Origin of the sequence: Mesorhizobium sp. M0663, assembly GCF_040320585.1 — a bacterium.
Lineage (GTDB): Bacteria > Pseudomonadota > Alphaproteobacteria > Rhizobiales > Rhizobiaceae > Mesorhizobium.
Window position 1 is genome coordinate 1 of record NZ_JAMYPX010000104.1, and the last position, 1,008, is coordinate 1,008.

The window sequence follows — 1,008 nt, forward strand, 5'->3', positions numbered from 1 at the left end:
ATCATCAGGGCCGAATGGCGCACCGCGCGCCAGATAGCCGAAGAAGCGGCGGCCACCGACCGTCATTTGGCGTTTTGTCGGGCTTGGGCCGTCGCTGGCGGTGATGCCCCAGCAATTCTCGCCATAACCGCTGAAGCCCTTCGGATTGCGAATGGCGTAGTCGCGTTGCAGGTAGGTTGCCTCGCGGCTGTTCTCGAAATAGTCGCAGTCGTGGTTGCGCATGGAAGCATCGCGGATGCCGCGAAAATCGATCCACATATGCGAGAGCTGGTGGACGAAAAGTGGACCGGCGTAAACCAATTCCCGGCCATAGATCTTTTTCCACTTGTAGGTGGATAGCCAGGCCGCATAGCTCTCGGGCGGCAGCGGATGGGTTGGCGAGCCGAGGCCCAACACATAAAGGATCACCGCTTCGTCGTAGCCTTGCCAGCGATAGCGCAGGAAGCCTTTTCCGGGCCGCCAGCCATGGGTGACGGTGGCGCCGCCGTTCTGCGCCCATCGCCAGTCGGCGCGCCGGTAGAGCGCATCGGCAAGCCGCCGGATTTCCAGTTCGGATTCATCGTCCTCGCCAAAATAGGCGCCGCCGGCCAGAGCACCGGCAAGCAGAAGCGCCGTATCGACCGTGGACAGCTCACACTTCCAGACGCGGCGGCCGGTCTCCATGTCGAGGAAATGGTAATAAAAGCCCTTGTGGCCCGTTGCGTCGGCTTCGGGCCCTTGCGGCGCGTTCCAGAAGAAGCGAAGCGTGGCGAGCGTCCGTTCAGCGGCGGCGGCGCGCGTCATGAAACCGCGCTCGACACCGACGGGATAGGCCGACAGGGCGAGCCCGACGGCGGCGATGCTGGCCGGTGACCCCGGGGTGTTGCGGTCGGCGATCAGGCCATTCGCAGGGTTGGCCTCTTTGAGAAAATAGTCGAAGGACAGGCGCTGGATGTCCGAGAGAAGCTCGTCGTTTTGCGGGTGGTCGCTCGATGCATCCATGGCTATCGATATAGAGGGGTTCGCTGC

The 1,008-nt window shown here is 62.9% G+C and carries 1 protein-coding gene; it reads right to left on the reverse strand.

Annotated elements, in window-relative coordinates:
- Positions 1 to 981, reverse strand: a 981-nt coding sequence (locus NKI54_RS36295; protein WP_352694651.1) for a glucoamylase family protein, incomplete at its 3' end; no start/stop codon positions are given.
- Between the last annotated feature and the right edge of the window lie 27 nt (positions 982 to 1,008).